Origin of the sequence: Kibdelosporangium banguiense, from assembly GCF_017876405.1 — a bacterium.
Taxonomy (GTDB): Bacteria; Actinomycetota; Actinomycetes; order Mycobacteriales; family Pseudonocardiaceae; genus Kibdelosporangium; species Kibdelosporangium banguiense.
In genome coordinates, this window is record NZ_JAGINW010000001.1 from 7,740,366 (window position 1) to 7,756,837 (window position 16,472).

The 16,472-nt window shown below is 68.1% G+C and carries 12 protein-coding genes; 5 read left to right on the plus strand and 7 right to left on the minus strand.

Features of this window, described 5'->3' with window-relative positions:
• Positions 1-67 precede the first annotated feature (67 nt).
• Both JOF56_RS35695 and JOF56_RS35700 read right to left on the minus strand, forming a co-directional pair.
• Positions 68-4,042, minus strand: a complete 3,975-nt coding sequence (locus tag JOF56_RS35695; protein ID WP_209643847.1) for a ThuA domain-containing protein — start codon at positions 4,040-4,042, stop codon at positions 68-70.
• A gap of 46 nt (positions 4,043-4,088) precedes the next feature.
• Positions 4,089-5,174, minus strand: a complete 1,086-nt coding sequence (locus tag JOF56_RS35700; RefSeq protein ID WP_209643848.1) for a multicopper oxidase domain-containing protein — start codon at positions 5,172-5,174, stop codon at positions 4,089-4,091.
• 551 nt (positions 5,175-5,725) lie between these two features.
• Between JOF56_RS35700 and JOF56_RS35705 the strand changes: the two genes are divergently transcribed.
• Positions 5,726-6,649: a helix-turn-helix transcriptional regulator gene (locus tag JOF56_RS35705; protein ID WP_209643849.1), complete on the plus strand. Its 924-nt coding sequence runs from the start codon at positions 5,726-5,728 to the stop codon at positions 6,647-6,649.
• A gap of 4 nt (positions 6,650-6,653) precedes the next feature.
• Here the strand turns inward: JOF56_RS35705 and JOF56_RS35710 are convergent, their stop codons facing one another.
• The 3 genes from JOF56_RS35710 to JOF56_RS35720 all read right to left on the minus strand — a co-directional run bounded on the left by JOF56_RS35710 (position 6,654) and on the right by JOF56_RS35720 (position 8,310).
• Positions 6,654-7,328: a DUF6766 family protein gene (locus tag JOF56_RS35710; protein ID WP_209643850.1), complete on the minus strand. Its 675-nt coding sequence runs from the start codon at positions 7,326-7,328 to the stop codon at positions 6,654-6,656.
• An 87-nt stretch (positions 7,329-7,415) separates the two neighbouring features.
• On the minus strand, positions 7,416-7,820 hold the full coding sequence (locus JOF56_RS35715; RefSeq protein ID WP_209643851.1) for a nuclear transport factor 2 family protein: 405 nt from the start codon (positions 7,818-7,820) through the stop codon (positions 7,416-7,418).
• A gap of 49 nt (positions 7,821-7,869) precedes the next feature.
• The gene (locus JOF56_RS35720; protein ID WP_209643852.1) at positions 7,870-8,310 is read right to left on the minus strand and encodes a DUF6292 family protein; all 441 of its coding nucleotides are present in this window, start codon (positions 8,308-8,310) and stop codon (positions 7,870-7,872) included.
• Positions 8,311-8,497: 187 nt separating this feature from the next.
• On the opposite strand from JOF56_RS35720, the gene JOF56_RS35725 reads away from it, so the two are divergent.
• The 3 genes from JOF56_RS35725 to JOF56_RS35735 are packed head-to-tail and all read left to right on the plus strand — an operon-like array spanning position 8,498 to position 12,461.
• Positions 8,498-9,313, plus strand: a complete 816-nt coding sequence (locus JOF56_RS35725) for an ABC transporter ATP-binding protein (protein ID WP_209643853.1) — start codon at positions 8,498-8,500, stop codon at positions 9,311-9,313.
• Positions 9,314-9,354: 41 nt separating this feature from the next.
• Positions 9,355-10,359: an ABC transporter substrate-binding protein gene (locus JOF56_RS35730; protein WP_209643854.1), complete on the plus strand. Its 1,005-nt coding sequence runs from the start codon at positions 9,355-9,357 to the stop codon at positions 10,357-10,359.
• Positions 10,359-12,461 (plus strand): iron ABC transporter permease, encoded by a 2,103-nt coding sequence (locus JOF56_RS35735; protein WP_209643855.1) that lies wholly within the window; start codon positions 10,359-10,361, stop codon positions 12,459-12,461. Before JOF56_RS35730 ends, JOF56_RS35735 begins: the two co-directional genes overlap by 1 nt.
• On the opposite strand, the gene JOF56_RS35740 is transcribed toward JOF56_RS35735, so the two are convergent.
• Positions 12,397-13,629 (minus strand): MFS transporter, encoded by a 1,233-nt coding sequence (locus tag JOF56_RS35740; protein ID WP_209643856.1) that lies wholly within the window; start codon positions 13,627-13,629, stop codon positions 12,397-12,399. The genes JOF56_RS35735 and JOF56_RS35740 overlap by 65 nt on opposite strands.
• A 69-nt stretch (positions 13,630-13,698) precedes the next feature.
• Here JOF56_RS35740 and JOF56_RS35745 point away from each other — a divergent pair, with 69 nt between their 5' ends.
• Positions 13,699-14,670: a helix-turn-helix domain-containing protein gene (locus tag JOF56_RS35745; RefSeq protein ID WP_209643857.1), complete on the plus strand. Its 972-nt coding sequence runs from the start codon at positions 13,699-13,701 to the stop codon at positions 14,668-14,670.
• 37 nt (positions 14,671-14,707) lie between these two features.
• On the opposite strand, the gene JOF56_RS35750 is transcribed toward JOF56_RS35745, so the two are convergent.
• Positions 14,708-16,414, minus strand: coding sequence for an FAD-binding dehydrogenase (locus JOF56_RS35750; protein WP_245380456.1), 1,707 nt, complete (start codon positions 16,412-16,414; stop codon positions 14,708-14,710).
• Positions 16,415-16,472: the final 58 nt, after the last annotated feature.

Consider the following 16,472-nt stretch of genomic DNA (forward strand, 5'->3'; position numbering starts at 1 on the left):
GCTGCACCTTCCATGAGTGCGGGGACCGGCCGGTGCGCGAGGGGCGCGCACCGGCCGGTCCATGCGGTTAGAGCGACCGCACTCGGATGTTGCGGAAATCGATCACATCGCTGTTGCCGTGGTTCTGCAGCCCGATGAAGCCGCTGAGGAACTGGCGCATGTCCGTGGGCGGGTCGCCCGCCCGGGAGGACTGCTTGCCCGGCGTGTTGTCGAACTCGTTGATCACCACGCCGTTGCGGATCATCGTGTAGTGCTGGCCGACGACCTTGATCTCGTAGTCGTTCCAGACGCCCTTGGCGGTCGGCCGGGCCTGGGCCAGGTTGTTCGGATCGAAGTTGTAGACCGATCCGGTCTTCTGTGGCTCGCCGGTCTCGCCGTCGTAGATCTGGATCTCGTGACCGCAGTAGATGGCCACCCATGCCTCGGAGGTCTGGGCACTGCCCACGGTCCCGCAGCTGCCCGGCGGCCGTTGGGCCAGCGGGATGCGCGGATCCGGGAACCTGGTGAACAGACCGCTGTTGGCGCGGGTGTCACCCGGTGACATGTCGCGGAACTGGACCTTCACCGAGAAGTTGGCGAACTGCTTGTTCTTGTACCACAACATGCCCAGCCCGCCGGAGGAGCGCAGCGAGCCGTCCGGCTGGATGGAGAACGATCCGCTTGGCGCCTGCGTCCAGCCCTGCAACGACTGCGCCGTGCCGTCGAAGATCGACTCGTAGCCGGTGTTGGCCGCCGTGCCGACGTCCGAACCCGCGGCCGCACGCACGATCGCGCTGTTCTCCCGGCCGGTGAGCACACCGTCGCGCTGCAGCTGGTCGGCCACAGCGGTGACGTGCCGGACGAACGCACCGTGGTCGGTCCACGGGCTCTCGTCGTCGATCAGGTCGTTGACGGTGCAGCCGCCACCGATCTGCTTGTTGGCCACGCCCGAGTCGGAATCACCCGCGAACACGGTGCCCCGGCTGTCGGCGACCGCACACCCGACGTTCACAGTGGCCGGCACGACCTCAGTCTTGCCGTCGGCGTAGGTCACGGTGAGCTTCGCGTTGTACGTACCCACGCGAGCGTAGGTGTGACGGGGGTCGGCCTCGGTGGACGAGGTGCCATCACCGAAGTCCCAGCGGTAGGACACACCACCCGACTTCGAACCGGTGAAGCCGTACGTCAGCGGCTTGTTCTGCACCGCGACCGAAGTCGCGGCCGGCCGCGGCGTCGCCGCGCCACCTTGGTAGGTGATCCGGATCAGCTTCTGGTTGGAGTGCAGGCTGAAGAACCCGCCGCCGTAGTCGAGCATGTAGAGCGCGCCGTCGTTGCCGAACTTGGCGTCCATCCACGACTGCATCTGCGTGCTGCCGACGCCGTTCGGGATGATCTGGCGCAGCGACTCGACCGCCGCAGGCGGCTGGGCGGTGGGCACACCGGCCGGGTCCACCGTCACCGCGACGCGGTTGCTGCCGTTGGACTCGTCACCGATGAACCACTTGTTGTTCCAGTACTCCGGCCAGGCCACACCGCTGCCTGTGTTCACCAGTTCGCGGTGGTAGGTCGGGCCGGTCATCACAGCCTGGCCGCCACCGGTCAGGTACGGCTGGGTGTACGTGGCCTCGGCCGCCTTGTACGACGGGATGCCACTGCCGTCCGGACGGGCCGGGAACACCGGGCCACCACCGTCGGGCGAGTACCAGATCATGTTGTTCTTCACCGGCGGCAGGTCGACCAGACCGGTGTTGCGCGGCGAGTTGTTCTTCGGCGCGTTGCAGTCGTACCAACCGGCCAGCACCGACGCGTCGGTGTTGCTGCGGTCGCGGTACGGCTGCTTGTTGCCCATGCAGTACGGCCAGCCGTGGTTGCCCGCCTCGGTGATGATCGTGGCGGTCTCGTACTTGGCCGGGCCGAGCTCGGGGCTGGGCGCCGGAGCGTCCGGGCCGACCCACGCGGCGGTCAGCCACTGGGTCACCGGGTCGATCTGCAGGCGCGAGATGTTGCGCACGCCCATCACGTAGATCTCGGCACGGGTCTTCGCGGTCCCCGGCGGGAACAGGTTGCCCTGCGGGATGGTGTACGTGCCGTCCGTCTCCGGGTGGATACGGATGATCTTGCCGTTCAGGTCGTTGGTGTTGCCCGCGGTCCGGCGGGCGTCCTGGAACGACAAGCCCTGCCAGTCCGCGGTCCAGTTGTTGCCCGAGTAGCCCAGCGAGCCCTCGGAGGAGTTGCTGTCACCGGACCCGACGTACAGGTTGCCCTTGGCGTCGAACGTCATACCGCCACCGGCGTGGCAGCAGCTGTGCTGCTGGACTTCCCACTGCAGCAAGTCCTTGCGGGAGGCCAGGTCGATGGTCTGGGCCGTGCGGTCGTAGGTCAGCCGCGAGATGGTCCGCTTGCCGGTGCGCTTGACCCGGTCGACGGTGTCCTGCGGCATCCAGTAGACGTAGATCCAGCCGTTCTCGGTGAACTTCGGGTCCGCCACGATGCCCAGCAGGCCCTCTTCGTTCTTCACCAGTTCGCCACCGCTGCCACGGTTGCCCATGACAGGCAGCGTGGCCAACAGCTTGACCTGCTTGCTGTCGGGCTTGAACTGGTGGATCGTGCCGCAGCCCAGACCGACCTTCGGGTCGTCCCAGGACACGATCGGGCCGGACGGGCAGGCCGCCTTGCCGACGTAGAAGATCGTGCCGTCGGGGGCGGTGGTCAGGCCGTGCGACTCACCGATCTGGTCGAGCTGACCCGGCTGGTTGGTGCCGGTCAGCCGCTCGATCTTGTAGTTCGACGCGATGGTGGCCTGGCAGTCGCCACGCACGACACCGGTCGTCCACTTCAGGGCGCCGGCCAGGTGCTTGCGGAAGGCGTCCTCGCCGTAGCTGCCCTCGGTGTGGCCCATGCCGGTGTAGAAGGAGCGGCCGCCCTCGTAGTCACGGCACCACGACACGGGGTGGAACGGGCCGTTGGCGCCGACACCCGCGTTGTAGCCCCACTCCTCGACCTGGGCGACCGTGTGCACGGTGCCGATCGGGTTCGGGCTCCAGTTGTACCAACGGTCCGTCCGCGTGACGTTGAGCGGCAGGTCCTTGGTGGCGGGGTGCTGCCGGTCCAGGATGTTGACCTTGGCCTGGTTCACGCCGGGAACCGGCGGCGGCGTCGGGTCGGCGGAGAACACCCGCCAGTCGGCCAGCTGGACCAGCGGCTCACCGCCGTTCGCCGTGATGTCGAGCTTGTAGTGCAGGAACGACTGCGGCGACGCGACCTGGAAGGTGCGTGTCTCGAACGGCTGCGGCCAGAGCTGGCCGGTCTGCCGGTCGAGGTCCACCCAGCTCGACCCGTCGTTGGATCCCTGCAGGGTCCAGTCCTTCGGCGACCGGCCGGCGAAGTCGTTCGCCGAGGTGAGCGAGTAACGGTTCACCGCACCTGCGGTGGCGAGCCGGTAGGTGACCCAGCCAGTCGGGTTGAAGGTCAGCCACTTGGTGTTCGGGTTGCCGTCGGTGAGCTTGTCCTTGCCCTCGTTCGGCAGGTTCTCCGCGCTTGCCCCGACCGCGGCGACCGCGTCGGGGTTTTCGACACTGCCCAGCGGGCGGGTGCCGATCAGGCCGGTGAACCACGTCGAGGAGGCCTGTGCCTTGGCGGCATCGGCGACGCCAAGGAATCCACCGCCTGCCTTCATGTAGTCCTGCAGCACGGTTTCCTGGTCACGGGAAAGCGAGACGCCCTCGGACGAAAGGTAGACCACACCCCGGTACTTGGCGAGGTTCTCGGGCGTGAACGCCGCCGGGTCCGACGACTCGTCGACGGTGAATCCGTTGGCCGCGCCGATCTCCCGGAACGCGTCCGTGGCGCGGGCGACCGGGTCCTGCTGCTGCGCGACCGGGCCGTGGAAGACCAGGACGGACAAGCCCGCGGCGGCCGCAGCGGCGCTGGGCGCCTGCTGCTGTGGTGCGGCGGAGGCGGAGGTCATCGACCCGCCCACCATCGCCGCCGCCGCGGTCAGCACCAATAAAGCGTTTCTCCCTGTTCTCCTTCGATATCGGCCTGGAGAGAACCTTCGCCCCATCCCTAACTCCTTTGTCGTAGGCAGGCCACGATGGTCTTTAGGTGAATCAGTGGTGCTCGTGCCCTTCAGCGGGCTTGGGCGCGAAACCCGTCGCCGGCGCCTGCAGCGGGACAGGTTCAGCGGTGGCGGCGGCGCTGTGGACGTGTCCCTTGAAGCGGTCGATCGCCTCCTGGGCACCGGGCGGCATGCTGCCGTCGGCGTTGCGGACGAGGAAGATCCCCGACATTCCCCGTTCCGAGTGGTCCTGGACGTGGCAGTGGTACATCCAGGCACCCGGGCCGACGCCTTCACCCGCGATGACCTGGAAGCCGAACGAACTGCCCGGGTTGAGGTCCTTGTTGTCCACCGACGGGGTCGGGTCCGTCGGGCTCTCCAGATAGCCCGTGCGGTTGTCGGCCCAACGGTGCGCGTGCAGGTGGAAGGTGTGGAACTGGTTGCCGTGCCCGATGGCCACGAACTCCACCCGCTGGCCGAGGTTCGCCTCGAAGATCGGCGTGTTCGGCGCGATCAGGTTGTTGATCGACATCTCGTTGAAGACCGCGACGAACTGCTTGTCCGGCAGGATGTCGCCACGACGGCGCACGATCAGGCCGCCGTAGAGGCCCTTGGCGATGCCAAGCGTGCCGTGGTCGGTGCCCGCGGCGTGGTCGTGGTAGTGCCAGTAGCCCGCGCTGCCCGGCAGGAAGCGCCGGCTGCCGCCGCCCGCGGCGGACATCTCACGGGAACGCCATGTGTAGACACGGGTTTCACCGGGGTTGTTGAACGAGTTGTTCAGCGGGGCGCCGTCGGAGTCGGTGGAGTAGTCCACGCCGTGCGGGTGGATCGACAGCCGCCGGTTCGTCCGGTTGACCAGGGTGATCTCGAGCGTGTCGCCCTCGTAGATCTCCAGCAGCGGGCCGGGGATCGTCGCCTTGCCGGGTTCCAGGCCGTAGCCCAACGCACTGTTGGGGAGGTCCTCGGCGTAGATGGTCACTTTCTTGACGACACCCTGCTGGGCGTTGGCCGTGTTGCTCGGCGCCGCGGCGCCGAGTGTCATCGCGGCCGGAACAGCCAGACCTACTGTGCTGGTGGCCAGCACAGAGCGGCGGGTCACGAGCTTGTTGAACCAGCCGGTCTGGGCGTGCTTGTCCATCCTTCTCCATTCGGGTCAGAGAATCTCTCCGAACGGTCCTCGGAGCGTCTCAACGGGCACAGCACCATGCGGATGCGGGCATGGGCGGCTCACCGTTGGCGGCACGCGCATCCCCAGCGATGACAGGTCCATCCGTACTGCGCTTGCACGGACAGACCTTGTTGTTGTTGTCTAGTTTCCGTCCGACGGGGCTCTGTGTTCTTTCGTGTCGATCTCGTGCAACTTATGCATTCTCCGGACAAAAGTTAAGGTCCAAACGGCCTAACGAACCGGACAGGACTGTGTCATTTCGCAAGACAGTCGTCCTGTGGGACATGGATTGGTTCAGGTTGAGACAAATCGACCCGTTCCGGCTGTGTGGACGCCAGAGTGACCGCGGCCGGTGCCCTTGTGTCCTGTGTGGATGATCCGTTGACCGGTTGCCCGGCGCCCGGCTTTGAGATCTTGCTGACACGTGTGATCGAACGGCGCCGCCGGTGCGTCACACACCTCAGGGACGGCACGCTGACCCGCTATCATTCCGGCGCAGTGAAATGGAGGCGTTGTACCAGATGAGCCTGGACTCCCTGGGGCTGACCGAGTTCGAGGAACTCGTGTACCGAGCCATGCTGCGCCAGGAGGAGCCGGCCGGTGACCGGTACGCGGTACGGGCGGCGGTCGACCGGCTGACCGACTTGGAACTGATCCGCGCCGAGGCCGACGGACGCTTCAGCGCGGTCCCGGCAGAGGTCGGGATCACCCGGCTGATCCGGCGCCGGATGCAGGAGACGAATGCCGAGCTGCGCCGGATCTCCGGGGCCTGGGAGACGGTGCACGCGCTGGCCGCGGAGGGCCGCCAGCCCGGCGGTCACGACGACTTCGAACGCATCGAAGGCGCCAAGCAGGTCGACGAACGCGTCTGGGCGCTGGCCCTGGACGCCCGCGAAGTGCTCACGATCCACCACAAGGAGCGCAAGGTCCAGACGAATCGCCTGCCGCGGTACGTCGAACGGCTCGGCGACGGCGTGCAGTGGCGCACGATCCTGCCGCGCGGGCAGGTCAGCGATCCGGACGTGCTGGCCTACTGCATGCAGCTGCACCGGGCGGGCGACCGGCATCGCCTGACCGAGCAGGACGTGCAGCAGATGATCATCGTGGACCGGCAGGTCGCGTTCGTGCCGATCGTGCCCAACGCCCACCGGTCCGGCGCGCTGATGATCCGTCAGCCCGGTGCCGTGGCCACCCTGGTCGACCTGTTCGAACGGGTGTGGGGACACGCGACCGACCTGGAACCGGGCGAGCAGGAACCCCTGTCGCAGCGGGAACGGCAGGTGCTGGACCTGCTCGCGACCGCGGTGAAGGACGAGATCTCGGCCCGCCAGATGGGCGTGAGCCTGCGGACCTACCGCCGTTACGTGGCGGAGTTGCTGGCGCGGCTGGGTGCGGCGAACCGTTTCCAGGCAGCCATTGTGGCCAAACAACGCGGCTGGATCTAGTGGCTCACCCGGATTGGTCGGTGGTCGCGTGCGGGGCGCCGACCGGCTTTGATTCCGGGGAACCGCGCTGGCGGAAGTAGACGCTGAACACGGCCATGGACCCGATGGCGAGGAATTCGGACTGCCAGTTCTGCAGCGTCCGGTTCCAGAAGTCGGCCGAGCTGACGTAACCGGTCCAGCTGACCGGATCCTGGAGATTGCCGATCTGCTCGGCGTTGTAGGCGCTGTGCCCGGCGATCGACTGGGCCAGCCACGACAGCAGGAACAGGCCTGCCATGGTCAGGCCGAGCGACCAGGAGAACATGGCCGTGCGCCAGCCACCGGCACGCGCCCAGGCAGGGGAATCGCGGCGGGTGTGGCGGCCGAGTAGCTGCTGCCGGTCGGATCCTGTGCCGATCTCGCGGGGATGTTTGGACTCCGGCGAGCCGAGCTGGATCAGCCAGATCGTCAACAGGATGTAGAGAAAGAACTGCAGATATTCCGACTGCCAGTTCTCCGCCACGTCGACCGCGAAATCCGACGACGTCAAATAGCCGAGATAACCGACCGGAGCCCCGCCTGCCGATCGCACCCGGTCGTTGAAATCGGCCAGGCCCGCGATGGACTGCCCGATCAGCGTGCACAGGAACATCAGGCCGAAACCCAGGCTCAGGCCGTTGTCGCGGACGAATCGGGTCATGTCATCGCCCCAGCAGCCCGGCGATGATGCACCAGGCCAGGCCGCCCAGGACCACGACCAGGTAGACCACGAGGATCCCGCGGGCGATCATGTTCCGTCCACTGTGCACTCATAGGGCTGTTCGCCACGCGGTGTGCAGCCGGCACCGATGATCCGCCAGCCGCCGGGAAACCTGCGCAGGAACAGGGTGTCGGCGGACGTCCGCACTTGCGCGGTGTCGCCCCACACCTGTGTGTCGCCGGGTGGTGCGGACGGGATCTTCAACGAAGACAAGGCCTGTACGCATCCTTCCGGCCGCAGGCCGTCGATGCGACGCACGGCTTCGGGTGCGAGCAAGGAACATGCTGTGGAACTGTCATGACTGACCATTGCGGACTCGAATCGCGTGGTCACCTCCCGGACCGTCGCGGTCTCCGACGAATCCCCGCAGCCGGCCAGCAACAGCATGGCGGCCGCGCACCCCGATGCGACCTTCCGTGCGCTGATCTCCACACAAAACGGTACCCGCGATCGCTGTCCTTCAATCCGGAACAGAAGACGATCAGAGGGATCTGGCTCTGAGGATCGCGGCGTTGTATCCCGCGTAGGCCGCCAGCCTGGTTTCGAGGTCGTCGGGGTCCGTGTGGTCGCGGAAGGCCGGTGGTTCGGTCTGGCCAGGCAGTCTGTCGCCGGTCAGGGCCCGGGCGAACCGGGCCACGGTCCGGGGCGGCGGCAGGACGTCCTTGCCGAGATAGGTCAGCACCATGAGGTCCTCGCCCGAATGGGTCTCGACTCCCGCGGCCCAGCCGTGCTCCTCGTCCCAGAGTAGTGCGACATCCCTGGCGGGGAAGGATTTCAGCCGTCCTTCCACCGCCATGTAGGCGTGCACGGGTGGTTCGAGTTGCACGTACGAGCTCTCCCCGGTCAGGCCGATCTCGTCGGCGACCACCCGGAGGTAGTAACGCAGGCCGTACGTGGCCGGGGAATCGAAATAGAGGTCCATACGTCTTCGCCACCCTGGTCGGGCGCGTTTCATCGCGCGGCGTCTGGTAGCGCCGGCTGCTTGACGCAGTCATTGACTACCCAGCCCCGGCGGCGGTAAACACCCGACCGGCCACGCGCGTCCACTGTGGCCCGCGCCACCCGACTGGCTGACGAGACCGCCCGCTCCTTAGGTTAGGCTGCCCTTTATGACGGAGGCGCTCGCGGGTATCGACCTCACGCTGGGTTACGGCGGCCGGACGGTCGTACATGGCGCGAGCGTCACCCTGCGTATGGGGGCGGTAACGGCCTTGGTCGGTCCCAACGGCTCCGGCAAGTCGACGCTGCTGCGTTCGCTCGCGCGCCTGCATCACCCGCGGTCGGGAAGCGTCTCGCTCGAACCGGACCAGGATGCGTTCGCCCTGCATCCCAAGGAGTTCGCGCGACGCGTCACCTTGCTCACCCAGTCACGCCCGACGCCGGGTGGCGTGCGCGTACGGGACGTCGTGTCCTATGGGCGGCACCCCTACCGCGGTCGCTTCGGGTCCGGGGACGTCGAGGGGCCGGGCATCGTGGAGCGGGCCATGCGTCTCACGGGCGTCACGGCCATGGCCGAGCGTCCCGTTGACGAGCTGTCCGGCGGAGAGCTGCAGCGCGTATGGCTGGCGACGTGCTTCGCGCAGGACACCGGTGTTGTGCTGCTCGACGAACCGACGACTTTCCTCGATCTGCGTTACCAAGTCGAGACGCTCGACCTCATCCGCGAGCTCGCCGACGAACACAGTGTCGCGGTGGGTGTCGTGCTGCACGACCTCGACCAGGCCGCAGCCGTGGCCGACCACGTCGTGCTGCTGTCGGAGGGGGCTGTCCGCGCGACCGGCGGACCGGCTGAGGTGCTCACTTCCGAACTGCTCACCGAGGTTTACGGACTGCGCATCGACGTGCACGTCGACGCCGGCGGACGTGTCCGCACACACCCCGTCGGACGGCACACAACCCGTTGGCACGCACCGCAGCCGACCTGATCCCGTTGAAGTCGAACAATCACAACCCCTGAGGATGAACTATGTTCACCGTGTTACGCCCGTCTCGTAGTCCACTGAGGACGGTGTCGGCGCTGGCCGCCGCCGCGCTTCTTCTCGCCGGGTGCGGCACGACCGAGGCCCCGGCCGCCGCCCCGGGCAGCACGACGGCCTCGGCGCCGACGGGCCCGGTGGACGTGAAGGACGAGCGCGGGACCGTGCACCTGGACAAGCCCGCGACGGCCGTCGTGTCGCTGGAGTGGGGCCTCACCGAGAACCTTCTCGCGCTCGGTGTCAAACCCGTCGGCGCCGCCGACGTCAAGGGCCACAACACCTACGACAAGATCCAGCAGCTCGACCCGAAGACGCCCGACGTCGGCTCGCGCAGTGAACCGGGCCTGGACGCGATCGTCGCGCTGAAACCGGACCTCGTCGTCACCACGACCGACGTGCCGGAGAGCGTCCTCGCGCAGCTCGCCGGGCAGGTGAAAGTCCTCGCGCTGCGCGGCTCCGACGCGAGCGACCCGATCGGCTACATGCGCCGTACCGTGACGACCCTCGCCGAGGTGACCGGCAAGCAGGAGCAGGGCAAGAAACTGCTGGCCGACTTCGACGCCAAGGTCGCCTCGGCCAAGGACACGCTGGCCAAGGCGGGCAAGGCCGGGACGCCCTTCACCATGTCCGACGGTTACCTCGACTCGGGCAAGATCTCGGTCCGGATGTACACCCCGGGGTCGTTCCTCGGCGGCATCAGCGCCCAGCTCGGGCTGACCAACCAGTGGACCACCGGCGGCGACAAGGACTACGGCCTGGCCACGACCGACGTCGAGGGGCTTACCAAGATCACCGACGCGAAGACGACCTTCCTCTACACCGCCGCCGACGCCGACGGCGACTTCACCAAGGCGCTGGCGGACAACGCCGTGTGGAAGCAGCTGCCGTTCGTCCAGTCCGCGAAGGTGCACCGCATTCCGGACGGCATCTGGATGTTCGGCGGCCCGCCCTCGGCGAACGCCTTCATCGACGCGCTCGTCGACGCGTTGACCTGATGCTGCAGACGGGAACACGACCCGGCACCCCAGTCACGTCCGGGCGTACGCGCCTGGGCGTGCTGGGTGTGTTCGTGCTCGGACTGGCGCTTTTGCTTGCCCTGTCAGCCGTGCACCTGTTGCAAGGCACGGCGCGCCTGAGCGTCGGTGAACTCGTGCGTGCCGTCCTGCCGTGGGTGGACGACGACGGCACACGCGCTCAGGCCGTGGCTGTGCTTGTCGCGAGTCGTGTACCCCGGCTCATCGCAGCATTGCTCGTCGGGCTGGCACTCGGCTTCGCGGGTTGCGCGCTGCAGTCGGTGGCCCGCAACCCGCTTACATCTCCGGATACGGTCGCGGTCAACGCAGGCGCGTACGTGTCGGTCGTTGCAGTGGCCGCTTTCGGTATCTCGTTGCCGTTCTACGCCAACGGGTTTGTGGCTTTCGTAGGTGGTCTCGCGGCATCCGGCCTCGTGCTGCTCGTCGCGCGTGGTGGCGCGGCGGGTCCGACACGGCTTGTGCTCGCCGGGTCCGCGGTCGCGCTCGCGCTGAACTCGCTGACCACCGTGTTGCTCATGCTGTTCCCGGAGAACACGATCGGGCTGTTCGCGTGGGGGAGCGGGAGCACCGTGCAGTCGGGGACACGGCTGGTGATGCTCGCGACCCCCATCGCGGTGCTCGGTGTGCTCGGCACAATCCTGCTCGCGCACCGGCTTGACGTACTCGGCCTTGGCGACGACCACGCACGGGTGCTGGGTGTCGACGTCCGGCGTACGCGCGTCATCGCGGTGGTTCTCGCGGTGTTGCTGTCGGCGACTGCCGTGACCGTCACCGGGCCGATCGGTTTCGTCGGACTGTGCGCGCCCGTCATCGCTCGTTTTGTCGCCCGCCGTGTGCCCAGCCTGAGCAACCACGCTCTGCTGTTGCCGCTCTCAGGCGTGACAGGGGCGGTCACAGTCGTAGGCGCCGACGTGCTGTTGCGTCTGATCGTGCCCGCGGATGTCTCGGTCTCGGTGCCGACCGGGGTGATCACGACCATGGCCGGTGCCACTGTGCTGGTGTGGCTCGCGCGGCGCCTGCGTGACAGCGGGCCGTCGGCCGCCGTCCCGGGGCGCGGTACACATGGGACAGTGCGTTCCCGGCGATGGGTGGTGACGACCGGGGTGGTTCTCGTCGTGGCGCTCATCGGTGCTTTTGTTGCGGCACTGCTACTTGGCGAGCGGATGGTGCTGCTCGGCGATGTCGCGAACTGGTGGCGTGGTACGGCGGGCCGTGAGGTCGCGTTCGCACTCGACATCCGGTGGCCGCGTGTTCTGGCAGCACTGCTCGGCGGTGCGGCGCTGGCGTTGGCGGGCACGATCGTGCAGGCCGTGTGCCGTAACCCGTTGGCCGAACCGGCCCTGCTGGGCGTGACGCCTGGCGCGAGCATCGGCGCGCTCGCGGTGGTGATGTTGTTGCCAGGCATCGGGATCTGGCCAGTCATGGGCGTGGCCACGCTCGTCGCACTCGCCACGTTCGCGCTCGTCTACCGGCTCGCAACCGGACGCGGTGCGTCGTCCGACCGGATCGTGCTGATCGGTATCGGCGTGAGCCAGGCCGCCGTGGCCGTCACGACTCTCGTGGTCGTGACCGTGTCGCCCTGGAACACGAACCTAGCCCTCACTTGGCTCGCAGGCTCCACCTACGGCCGCACACTGAGCCAGATCGCGCCGGTCGCAGTGTGCCTGCTGATCGCCCTTCCCCTTGCGTACATCGGAGCGCGGACACTCGACCTGGTCGCGCTCGATGAGGACGTGCCGCGCGTGCTCGGTGTTCCACTCGACCGAGCCCGGTTGGCATTCCTCACGCTCGCGGCAGTCCTCACCGCCGCCGCAGCTTGTGCGGTGGGAGCGTTGGCCTTCGTCGGGCTCGTTGCCCCCCACGCGGCTAGGGCACTCGTCGGGGCACGGCATGCCGCGGCGATTCCTGTCGCAGTCGGCCTGGGCGCGCTACTGGTGTCCGTAGCCGACACGTTGGGGCGTACCGCGCTCGCGCCAACCCAGATCGCAGCTGGACTGGTCACGGCAATGATCGGCGCGCCGTACTTCGTGTGGCTGTTGTGGCGGACACGGGCAGCGGCGTAGGCCCGTCGTCCTGCCCTTGCCTGCCCAGTACCGCGAGGGTCAAGGTCACGGCGACCGATCCGGCGGCCATCAGCGTCATCGCCGTCGCCGGAGAGGTCAGCTGGGCCATCGTGCCCGCAAGGACAGCGCCGATGCCCTGCAGGGCGGTCATACCGGTGGCGTGCAGGCCGAGGGCTTGGCCCGTGAGAGCGTCCGGGGTAAGCGATATCAGGCGTTCCTGCAGCACGAGGCTCGCGGCGAAACCGACGGAGGCGACGGTGACGGCCACGGCCGACAGCGCCACTCCCGGCTGCAGGACGAAGAAGAGGTAGGGGGCCGCCAACAGCAGGCGCAGCGGGGTCGCCAGACGAGGGCGCACCGCGGGCGGTACGAGGCGGCCCACTGCCATGTCGCCCAGGAACATGCCCAGCGCTCCGCACGCGTACAACATGCCTGCGGCTTCAGGTGCGTACGAGACGTAGAGCGAATCGCTGCCGACCACCAGGCCGTTAGGAACCCAGAGACCCAGGTACGTCAGACGACGGTGGCGCGATGACCACAGCATGGCGTTGGTGCGCCACGTCGCCGAGACGGATGGACGGCCGGAGGCGCGCGGTGGGCGTGCCGTGAGTCCTATGCGGGTGACGAGAGCCGACAACGCGTACAGGGCCGCCGCGAGAAGCAGACAGGTTCGCGGGGACAGGAGAGCCAGCAGTGCGCCGCCCGTCGCGAAACCGGTCACCTGCGTCAGGCCCCAGAGCATGTTGTACACCGAACGGCCCAGGACGTAGCCGTCCTTGGACAGGATCTCGTTCAGCAGTCCTCCGCGTACACCCCCGCCCAGCGACGCGACGAGGCCCTGCAGGAGCACGACGGCGAAGACCGCCCAGACCGGCAGGCCGGGCAGCGCCAGCACAGCCGTGCCGGCCGCGAACGTGAGGGCAAGGCTGGACAGGATCGCGCGTGGGGGCAGGCGGTCAGCGGCCGACAGCAGGAACGCGGCCCCCAGCAACTGCGCCAGCTGCGGGCCGAACATGCTCACCGCCGCCAGGAGCGGCGAACCGGTGGCCCGGAAGACCAGCGTGCCCAGCGCCAGGCCGCCGATGGTCCGGGCCGCGGCGAAGGCGGCGAAACCGAGCAGGAACGGGGTGAACTCCGGGGTCGCGAACAGGGAGCGATAGCTGCGCATGCGCCGGATTTTCAGGGCGTTCCGGGGCCGTGTTTACTGTTTCGCCGACACGCGAAAGGTCGTACGTATTTGGGTTCATGGCAGATCGACACCGACACCCTTGTCCGTAGCCGGTTCGTGCTTTCGCCGTTCGCCGAGACCTTCGCGAGCCTGAGACTGCTCCATGCGGGGATCGGTGCTCATCCGGGCGAGGAGGCCTGGCTGCGCGTCCACCTCCCCGGCTACCGCGCGTACCTCGCTGCCGACCCAGTAGCCGCGCCGCTCGTGCGGGCGGCGATCGGCACATCCTGGATCGCGGACTTCTTCTGTCCCACCTCGTGTGAGGGGGAGAGCTTCGAGGAAACCGTGGGCCGGGTGAAGGCGGCCGGGGCGGGTGAGGCGCGGGCCAACCTCCGCGTGTCCCTTCGTGGTCCGCTCCCAGCCACCTTGGAGCGGGATGACCTGCCCGAGCGGGCGACCGCACTGCTGACGTATGTCTGGGAGGAGACAGTGCGGCCGTACTGGGAGCGTCGGCGGCGCGTTCTGGAGGCCGACATGGTCGCGCGTACCGCGCGTGTGAGCCAGGGCGGTTGGGCGGCCGTGCTGGACTCGTTGAAGCCCGGGACCCGGTGGCTGGGGGAGAGCCAGTTCCAGGTCAACTTGAACGCGTATCCGCTGCGGGAGATCGCGGCCGGGGCCGAGCTGCTGTTCATGCCGGTCACACCAAGGACCAGTTGGGTGTCATGGGAGGGAAGGGAGCGGTATGCCGTCGTCTACCCATGTCTCGGGGTGCTCGCGGAGGATCACGAACGGCGGCTTGCCCCGGCTGGGCTTGGGGCGCTCATCGGGACCGCGCGGGCTGCGTTGCTGATGTTGCTCGGGACACCCATGAGTACGACGCAGTTGGTCGCCGTGACCGGGCAAGCGCTCGGGTCGGTGGGCCGGCATCTGCGGGTGCTGCGGGACGCGGGGCTGGTGGAGCGGCGCCGGGCCGGGCGGTCGGTGCTGTACGCGCGGACGGTGGCGGGGGACATGCTTCTGGAGGCGTCCGGCGCCTCGTAGGCCGTGTATCGAACTCGTCGATACACGGCCTGTCGAGTCAGGCGCTTTCTCTGGCGGCTGCGCGGCCGGCTTGGCGGCCTGAGAACAGGCAGCCGCCAAGGAATGTGCCTTCCAGCGCGCGGTATCCGTGGACGCCACCTCCGCCGAAGCCCGCCACTTCGCCTGCGGCGTAAAGGCCGGGGATGGGTTGGCCGGTGGGTCCGAGGACACGTCCGGAGAGGTCGGTCTGCAGGCCGCCGAGGGTCTTGCGGGTGAGGATGTTCATCCGGATGGCGATCAGCGGTCCGGCCGACGGGTCGAGGATCTTGTGCAGCGGGGTGGTGCGGGCCAGGCTGTCGCCGGAGTAGGCCAGCGAGTTGCGGATGCCCATGATCTGGGTGTCCTTGGTGAACGGGTTGTCCACCTGCTGGTCGCGCAGGGTGATCTGGCGGCGCAGGTCGTCGAGGTTGATGAGGTTCGTGCCGGTGAGCCGGTTCATGCCCGCGACGAGGCCGGGCAGCGAGTTGGCGATGACGAAGTCCTCGCCGTTGTCCATGAACGCCTTGACCGGCGGCGGCGTGCTGTTGAACAGCCTGCTGGCCAGGTAGCCGAGGATGTCCTTGCGGGTGAGCTCGGGGTTCTGCTCGGAGCCCGACAGCACGAACTCCTTGTCGATGATCTTCTTGTTGAGCACGAACCATGAGTAGTCGTATCCGGAACGCCCGATGAGCTCCAGTGTGCCGAGGGTGTCGTAGCTCGGGACGCCGGGATTGGCGAAACGGCGGCCCTTCGCGTCGAACCACAGCGAGGAAGGCGCGGCCAGGACACGGATTCCGTGACCGGGCCAGATCGGGCTGTGGTTGGTCATCCCCTCGGTGTAGTGCCACATGCGATCGCGGTTGACCAGCCGGGCGCCGGCCGTCTCGCTGATGGCGAGCATGCGACCGTCGACGTGGGCGGGCACACCGGTGATCAGGCGGGCCGGCGGGCGTCCCAGGCGAGCAGGCCAGTTGCGCCGCACGAGATCGTGGTTGGCGCCGATGCCGCCGGAGGTGACGATCACCATGGGGGCGCTCAACTCGAAGTCGCCGACCTTGGTGCGGGAACTGGGTGTGCCGCGGGCAGCGCTGCTGGGCGCAAGCACGCTGCCATGTACACCGGTGACAGCGCCGTTGCTCATGATGAGCCCGTCGACCTGATGGCGGAAACGGAAAGTCACCTTGCCCTTGGCCACCCCGTCACGCACGAGTTTCTCGAAGGGCTCCATGACGCCGGGGCCAGTACCCAGCGTCAGGTGGAAGCGCGGGACGGAGTTGCCTGGTCCGTCGGCCATCTGCCCGCCGCGCTCGGCCCAGCCGACGATGGGCACCCACGACACTCCCAGCCCGGACAGCCAGGCACGCTTCTCACCGGCAGCGAACTGCAGGTACGCCTCAGCCCAGCGCGACGCCCAGTAGTCCTCGCCGAGCGGGTCGTTCACGCCGCGGTCGAAACCGGCGGTGTTGAACCAGTCGCCGCGGGCGAGTTCGATCGAGTCCTTGATCCCGGCTGTGCGCTGCTCCTGCGAGTTGATGAAGAACAGTCCGCCCAGCGACCAGAACGCCTGACCGCCGAGGCTGGCCTCGGGTTCCTGGTCGAGAAGCAGGACACGCCGGCCGGCGGCGACGAGTTCCGAGGTCGCCACGAGTCCGGCGAGCCCGCCGCCGACCACGATCACGTCGGCGTCGGCCGCCTGCGCGGCAGCCGCCTCGCCCAGGCCCAGCATGCTCAGGGCGGAACCGGCGGCGACACCGCCGCCCGCGGCCAGCAGGTGCCGGCGGCTC